This is a genomic window from Nitrosomonas marina (assembly GCF_900111605.1).
Lineage (GTDB): Bacteria > Pseudomonadota > Gammaproteobacteria > Burkholderiales > Nitrosomonadaceae > Nitrosomonas > Nitrosomonas marina_A.
In genome coordinates, this window is sequence record NZ_FOIA01000059.1 from 1 (window position 1) to 7,266 (window position 7,266).

General features: G+C 51.2%; 6 protein-coding genes. 3 read left to right on the forward strand and 3 right to left on the reverse strand.

Translation table 11 applies throughout. The annotated features are described in order from the left end of the window. Positions 1-206, forward strand: a 206-nt coding sequence (locus BMY62_RS16285) for a hypothetical protein (protein WP_218143008.1), incomplete at its 5' end; no start/stop codon positions are given. A gap of 84 nt (positions 207-290) precedes the next feature. On the opposite strand, the gene BMY62_RS15400 is transcribed toward BMY62_RS16285, so the two are convergent. Further along, complete coding sequence (locus tag BMY62_RS15400; RefSeq protein WP_090662041.1) at positions 291-2,108, reverse strand: alpha-amylase family glycosyl hydrolase; 1,818 nt, start codon at positions 2,106-2,108, stop codon at positions 291-293. A 451-nt stretch (positions 2,109-2,559) separates the two neighbouring features. Here BMY62_RS15400 and BMY62_RS15405 point away from each other — a divergent pair, with 451 nt between their 5' ends. Together BMY62_RS15405 and BMY62_RS15410 are read left to right on the forward strand one after the other, a co-directional pair. Then, positions 2,560-3,774 carry an efflux RND transporter periplasmic adaptor subunit gene (locus tag BMY62_RS15405; protein ID WP_090662044.1) on the forward strand — a complete coding sequence of 405 codons (1,215 nt, stop codon included), beginning with the start codon at positions 2,560-2,562 and terminating at the stop codon, positions 3,772-3,774. Beyond that, positions 3,771-6,830 carry an efflux RND transporter permease subunit gene (locus BMY62_RS15410; protein WP_090662047.1) on the forward strand — a complete coding sequence of 1,020 codons (3,060 nt, stop codon included), beginning with the start codon at positions 3,771-3,773 and terminating at the stop codon, positions 6,828-6,830. The genes BMY62_RS15405 and BMY62_RS15410 overlap by 4 nt, the downstream gene beginning before the upstream one ends. A gap of 66 nt (positions 6,831-6,896) precedes the next feature. Here the strand turns inward: BMY62_RS15410 and BMY62_RS15415 are convergent, their stop codons facing one another. Next, positions 6,897-7,142, reverse strand: coding sequence for a hypothetical protein (locus tag BMY62_RS15415; RefSeq protein ID WP_143058843.1), 246 nt, complete (start codon positions 7,140-7,142; stop codon positions 6,897-6,899). 19 nt (positions 7,143-7,161) lie between these two features. Then, positions 7,162-7,266: IS3 family transposase (locus tag BMY62_RS16745; protein WP_371264103.1), on the reverse strand; the 105-nt coding region annotated here is incomplete at its 5' end.

The window sequence follows — 7,266 nt, forward strand, 5'->3', positions numbered from 1 at the left end:
CCCGCGCTGGCGCGGAAGGCTCCGCCATGTGTCTGGTGACACCGGCGAATACCGGAAAATGGAATGCGATCAACCGGTTGATGAACCCTGGCGCTGCCGGTAAAAAGCCAAATGAACAGAAATACAAAAAACGGCCAGGCAAGCCGGTCGACAATAAAAACATCGGTAAAAAATTCAATAAGCGTATCAGCAGAAAAGCCGCATGACCTACAATCCCCCCGTCAAGCGGGACGATGAGCCCTCATTGGGCTGTGCTCGGGAAAGTATTGAACTGATTTGATTTTGTCGTTTTATCTGGCCAGAATCTGGACTTCCATCGACCGTAACCTTACACTGATCATTTTTGCCGGACCGGTGGCTGTTCCGCCATCAACCTCATAAATTTCAAGGCCGTTCCGCGTCTCTACCGGCTCCGGGACGGCAGCACATGAATCGTTGAGCACACGAAACCGGTCACCGTCACCATTAATAAAAAAATCGACCAGCACATAACCGGAAAATTCCATTTCTGTACTGGCATTTGCGACAACGACGACTTCATGATTATTCAGGATACGTGAGAACGCGAGTACGCCCGGCGCGTAGGGTGATGTACCAAAATGCACGCCATCGCCCGAAATTGGCCTGAAATAGAGCCGACCATATCGCAATGCAGGCTGGCTATCACGAATGCGTGAAAGGCAATTTATGGTTTTGTAGATTGGATGAACGGGATCAAATGCATTGGGTTTTCCCCACAAGGCTTCACGTACGAACTGATCACTGTTTCCGCGGCCACGCAACCCTTGTTCGGTACCGTAATAGAGACATGGTATGCCCTGCAGGCAGAACAATACGGCAATACCAAGTGTGACTTGCGGGTCGAATTTGTCCGGTTCATCCGAGTTCGCACTGCGAAACCGCTCTTTCATATCATGATTATCGAGAAACGTGACAAAAAACCGCCCTGCTTCGCCGTGGCTTGTCAGAATGTCGCGTCCCAGCTCTTTGCGGCGCCGATAAACATCGATAATCTGCGTTGGAGGCGCAAATCCTTTGACAAATGATGGCAACCGAAAAAAAAGCGGAAAATCCAATGCGGCATCGACGCCAACGAGATCGCTGCCGTCACGGGTATTGCGACCAATGAACTCGGCAATACGCGCTTCGTCGTCGAACACTTCGCCATAGGAAAAAAAATTTTTTTTGCCAATGCTCAAACCATATTCCCGCATCGCGTTGCCAAAGGTCTGGGCGAAATCCCGCTCGATAAATTTCAAGGTGTCTATACGGAATCCATCAATATCATAGCGCGCAATGGCATACTGGTAAGCGAGAATCAATGCATTTCGAACGGGAAAGATCTGACCATCACGCACATCCGTCACAAACTCCTTCAATGACTCAAAGTCGCCACCATCCTCTCCACCCTTGCCTTTGCGGCGAAAGAATCTGTTTTGTTGCAACTCCGTCGGCCAGACCAGCGCATCCGGGTTACGATGCTGATCAGGAATGTTTTCGATGACCGGAAAATCGGCCCGCGCCCGCCCGGTCTCGTCACGCCATTCAACCGGCCGCATCTCGCTTCCGCCAGGCGCGGAGGAACCAAAGCCCTTGTAAGCAAAAACATCGCCGGCATGGTTAAGCACGATGTCAAAAATGACATACAGCCCCAAAGCATGCGCCTCGTCGACCAGTGCGCGCAGTTCTTCATCTTCCTTGCCCGGAACCGACGCGAACCTCGGTTCGGGTCTCAGAAAATCCTGAATTCCGTAACCATGAAAAGTATGCAGGTCTGACTGACGATTTTTCAATACCGGCGAGAGCCAGATTGCCCCGGCTCCGAGATCCTTGATATAACGCAACTGAGCTCTGACACCATTGAAGGTGCCGCCCTGAAACTGACCAAAGGGTTTGTCATACGGCAAGCTGACCGGCTGCAGGCCGTCGTCGCGATTAAATCTGTCCAGCATCAGAAAATAGATCCAGACATCCCGCCAGTCATGCGGCGACGGAAAAGGTGTCGTTATCGCCACACTTTGAGTGCCCGCCTGTACGACACGTTGCGTTCGCTTTGATGCCCGATCGAAGGTTGTTTGAAGCAAGGGATCATTCAGTGACAGGATCATATTACATAGACTCCTTCATAGGGGATAAAGCCGGAACGTTCGTATCGCCAAACCAGCGATCTTTCGTTTATGTGTGATGCCTGATAGATTAGCAAATTCATTTGCCTGAGAATATAAGTACAAATACGTAGTGTTTCACGAAGCACAAACTGTTTTAATTGATATCTGTATTTTGTTGGCCGTTTCATACTGTTACAGTCTTATTGCACACAATTAATGAGTACAATCAATCGTCCCGCTGCCATTTGCTGCCAACAAAAGGGTTAAAAATATTGCCAATTGCGCTATCATGAAAAACAAGTGCAGTATTTATTGACAGGCGCTCGATGATGAAAAATACCGTATTGACAGAGTAAACGCGTTTGCCAGAACCGTAACTGCAAAACTATAACCGTCACTGTAGTTTTTCCGTTGAGCCCCTAAACACGACGATAGGAAAATCGGGAACTCTATGTCTTACAGGCGCACCACTGCCATCTGGATCATCAGCGGATTTGTTCTCGTGCTGGCAGGATATCTTTTCTATGATTATTTTGAATCCAGCGGTGATGGACAATCCGGTTACCGGCGTGGACCGCCACCGGTTGTGGTGACCGCTGCAAGGGCCGAGCAGCAGTTCTGGCGCTCTCAACTGACGTCTGTCGGTACAGTTCAGGCTATACAGGGTATCGACGTAACGACTGAAGTCGCCGGCAAAGTGGTTGAAATTGATTTCAATGCCGGCGCTTACGTTGAAACGGGCGATCTTCTTGTTAAACTTGATACCAGTACTGAGTACGCCGAACTCCGGTCGCTCGAGGCGCAGCTTGAGAAAGCGCGCAGCGATGAACACCGCGCACGCCAGCTTGTCGACAGGGGTTTCATTTCAGAAGCTGCACTGCAGCAAACGACAACTGATACAAAAAACCTCAAGGCGCAGGTAGAAGAACAGCGTACACGCATCAACAAAAAAACCATTCGCGCCCCCTTTGCGGGTAAGCTGGGTATCCGCCAGATCAGTCCCGGTGAATTGATTTCACCGGGAACGTCGATAGTGACATTGCAGTCAATTTCTCCTATTTTTGTAAACTTTACCCTGCCGGAACATACCTTTGCAAAGGTTTATCCGGAACAAACAGTCGAAATACAGGTAGCGGCCTACCCGGCGCAGATATTTACAGGAAAAATCAGTGCAATTAATCCCAAAGTCTCGGAGAAAACACGCAATTTCACAGTTCAGGCGCTGCTTCCCAACGACGAGGCACTCCTGCAACCCGGTATGTTTGCAGATGTCACAATTGACCTTGGCAGGCAACGACCCGTGATCGTCATTCCGGTGAGTTCAGTCACCTTCAATGCTTATGGAGAGTCCGTTTTTTTTGTACGCCAATCAGCACAACAGAGCGGTCTCTCCGGCACTGGTACAACAACAGTGCCTGAACCGGCAGGCCGGAATCAATCCCTGGATTCAGCACATGCACCGGAGCATCCGCCAGCATTGATAGCCGAACGGGGATTTATCAAAACCGGAGAAAGGCGCGGGCTGATGGTGGAAGTCCTGAAAGGGGTGCAGGCAGGCGATCGTATCGTCACTGCAGGTCAAATCAAGATTGACGAAGGGGCCTCAATCATTATCTCCGACGACGATGTGTTGCAAGCAGCCAAACCGAGACCGGAAGAACCATGAGCCTGCTGCAGCAGTTTATCGATAAACCGGTACAGGCGAGCGTCATTAGCCTCGTTATTGCACTGCTGGGAATACAGGCTTTGATGCAGTTAAATGTACGTCAGTATCCTGAAACCGTCACGACCACGCTGACGGTGGTCACGCCATATATCGGGGCCGATGCGGAACTTGTTCGCGGCTTTATAACCACGCCACTGGAGCAGGCAATCGCAACGATGGACGGCATCGAGTATCTGAAAAGCGCCAGCAGTCAGGGACAAAGCGTGATCACCGTGCAGCTGGTATTAAACTATGATCCGAACGATGCAGTCGCTCAAATTCTGACTAAAATACAACAGGTCCGCAACCAGCTGCCGCAAAGCGCGGAAAATTCGATTGTCACCGTCAGCACCGGCAGCGACCAGGCTGCCATGTATCTGGCTTTTTACAGCGATGTACTGGATGCGACACAGATCAGCGATTACCTGACACGGGCAGTTCGTCCACGCCTGGAAACACTACAGGGTGTTCAGGAAGCTGTCATTCTGGGCGCTCAGTCAATCGCCATGCGTATCTGGCTCGATTCGCGCAAAATGGCTGCGTTGGGTATCTCTGCATCCGAAGTAAGAGACGTGCTTGCCGACAACAATTATCTGGCCGCCATAGGAAACACCAAAGGATCGGTGCTGTCGATTTCTCTGGAGACGAGTACGGATCTGGAATCGGTCGATGCTTTTCGCAACATGGTGATACGGGAAGAAGACGGCGCAATCATCCGGTTAAGCGATGTGGCTCAGGTCAGTCTCGGCGCGGAGAACTACGAAAGTTCCGTCATGTTCAACGACCGCACGGTCGTTTTTATCGGTGTATCCGTTACGCCAACCGCAAATCTGCTGGATACTGTCGGAGGCGTGAAAGCCCTGCTGCCGGATATTTATTCGCAAATGCCGGCAGGCCTGGAAGGCATAGTCGTCTACGACAGTACGGTCGCCATTGAAGACTCGATCAACGAAGTTATCCATGCGCTGATCGAGGCACTGCTCATCGTTACTACCGTCATTTTTTTCTTTCTGGGCGCGCTGCGTTCGGCACTTGTTCCCGGTATTGCAATGCCGCTGGCGATTATTGGTGCTTTTTTCATAATGCAAATGCTGGGTTACAGCATTAATCTGCTTACTTTGCTGGCATTGATTCTTGCAATCGGAACCGTCGTGGATGACGGTATTGTCATAGCGGAAAATGCAATGCGGCATATCGAGGCCGGTGCAACGCCAGATGAGGCCGCCAAGCAGACAGCGAATGAACTCTCGGGTTCAATTATTGCGATGAATATCGTAGTGCTCGCGGTCTTCGCGCCTATCGGACTGATGGGGGGTCTGACAGGCACATTATTTACCGAGTTTGCCTACACGGTTGCGGGCGCAACACTGGTTTCCGGCGTGATTGCGTTAACGTTGTCACCGATGATGTGCGCGAAACTGTTGCAGCATAATATGAAGCGCAGGCGAAGTACTCAATGGGTCGATACTGCCTTCAAAAGTATTTCAAACAGTTACGATACGCTGCTTAGCAAAACTCTGGACAGGCACTGGCTGGTGCTTGGGCTCGGCGGACTGATACTGATCAGCGTCTATTTTTTATACACGGCTTCCGAACGAGAACTTGCCCCCGTGGAGGATGACGGGTTTCTGATGATTGCAGCGCAAGGTGACCCGAATATGTCCATCGATCAACTCGAGCGCTGGACTTCATTGCTGGCACAAAATGTAGGACGGTTTCAGGACATCGAACATGTTTTTATGGTGAACAATATCGGTCCGCAAAGTGGCAGCAGTGCCAGCGCCTTCGGCGGTCTCTCGCTCAGGGACTGGAGTGAGCGTGATCAAACCCAGATGCAACTTAAACCGCAGATACAACAGCTGGTCACACAAAACCCGGGATTGCAGGCTGTGGTGATTTCGCTGCCGTCGCTGCCAGGCTCAACCGGCGGCACGTCGGTGCAGTTCATCATCAGTTCCATTGACGACCCCACAGCCGTTTTCACCAACGCCGAGGCCCTCGCCCGTCAGGCGCGTCAAAGCGGTCTGTTTACCTACATTCAGTCAGATTTAAAGTTCGACCGCCTGCAATACCGTATTGACATTGACCGCGACAAAGCCGCCGCTATCGGCATCGATATGCGCCATCTCGGCGATGACCTTGCAACCATGCTGTCTAACAACTATGTCAATTTTTTCAGCTTTGACGGTCGCAGCTATCGTGTCGTGCCGCAAGTGGAACGGCAGTATCGCCTGCAGGCAGAGCAGTTGCTGGACTATTACATTGCCAACGATGAAAAGGAACTGATTCCACTCTCAGCTATCGCAACGCTGACCCAGCAGGTTGAGCCACGTCAGCTGTTACGTTTCAATCAGCTTAACTCTGCTACGCTGTCGGCCGTTCCCGCGCCCGGCATTACCCTGGGGCAAGCTGTTGAATATCTCCAGCAACAGGCTGATACGCTTCTGCCCGGCAGCTATGTGACCGACTGGGCTGGGGAATCGCGGCAGTACGTTACCGAAGGCTCGGCACTCCTGTTTTCTTTTGCACTGGCAGTAATGTTTATGTATCTGACTCTTTCGGCCCAGTACAACAGCTTTCGTGATCCCGCCGTCATGCTGGTCAGTGTACCGATGTCTCTGGCCGGTGCCCTGATCTTTTTTGCATTTGGCGTCGTAAGCGTCAACATTTATACGCAAATCGGTCTACTGGCACTCATTGGTTCAATCATTCGGCATGGCATTTTGCTCGTGGAGTTTGCCAATGATTTACAGCTGAAGGAGTCACTTAACCGGCGCAAAGCGATGGAAAAAGCTGCTTCACTACGACTGCGTTCGATTCTCATGACCACACTGGCGACCCTGTTCGGCCTGATCCCCCTGCTGGTCGCTGCCAGCGGCCCGGGTGCCGAGAGTCGCTTTGCCATCAGCTTCACCCTTGGCGTGGGCCTGGCTATTGGTACGGCATTCACTCTTTTTGTCGTTCCTTCACTTTATACGGTACTTGCCACTGACAGACACAGACAGGCCGGTCATTAACAAACAAAAAAATCATTCCGGCAAGCGACGACGGTACCCAACAGCGATGCTGTTGGGCAATCCGTTTCACGCGCGGATTAGGCCACCCATCAAAAGCACTGCGATGCATAATGGCCCCCAGGTGCCAAGGTACAGTAGAGCGATTGGCCAAACCGAAGGCCGTGCTTTCCAGTCGACTGGTGCCAAACCCTCTCCAGAATTGTGAAGAAGAGTGTTTAATGCGGTTCCTTTCCACGCCTCCAGTTGCTGACCGGATGCCAACGATAGGGCAAGATCAATGAGTTCCTCCTTGGATTGAATTGACCTGGTCAAGTAAATCCGGACACCCCAGTTAAGCAACCTTTTTCATATTTTCCGTTTCTGCCTCATATTGATTTGGGCTTTTATAACCCAGGTATGAATGCAACCGATAGCTGTTGTAAAACATGGTGATATA

What these genes read in the sequence shown, in the direction of transcription:
- BMY62_RS15400 (WP_090662041.1), bottom strand. Translation starts at nt 2,108, where the DNA reads ATGATCCTGTCACTGAATGATCCCTTGCTTCAAACAACCTTCGATCGG.
- BMY62_RS15405 (WP_090662044.1), top strand. Translation starts at nt 2,560, where the DNA reads ATGTCTTACAGGCGCACCACTGCCATCTGGATCATCAGCGGATTTGTT.
- BMY62_RS15410 (WP_090662047.1), top strand. Translation starts at nt 3,771, where the DNA reads ATGAGCCTGCTGCAGCAGTTTATCGATAAACCGGTACAGGCGAGCGTC.